This window comes from Mesorhizobium sp. M7A.F.Ca.MR.148.00.0.0 (genome assembly GCF_003997735.1).
Lineage (GTDB): Bacteria > Pseudomonadota > Alphaproteobacteria > Rhizobiales > Rhizobiaceae > Mesorhizobium.
On the sequence record NZ_RZTB01000665.1, the window covers coordinates 1 to 242 of the forward strand.

Annotated in this window: 1 pseudogene; it reads left to right on the forward strand. The window is 66.9% G+C overall.

Annotation, left to right across the window (positions count from 1 at the left end):
* Window positions 1-163: pseudogene (locus EOB49_RS38535) on the forward strand (IS21 family transposase); the annotation flags it as partial.
* Window positions 164-242: the final 79 nt, after the last annotated feature.

Consider the following 242-nt stretch of genomic DNA (forward strand, 5'->3'; position numbering starts at 1 on the left):
GTTGTGCCGCGGACGTCGCCAACGGATTGTCGAGCGCGCGCATCTTGCCGGCGTGGTCGGCGCTGCTGCGCCGGTGCGATCGGCGCCGGTGGATATCGTTGCGCCTTCCGCTCTGTTGCGGCCGCTGGCCGAATATGAGGCACTGGTGGGAGGCAGCTGGTGATGACGACGGTCGATCACGAGATGCTGGTGGCTCAGCTCGACCGGCTGAAGCTGACCGCGATCCGGGACCAGCTCGATAC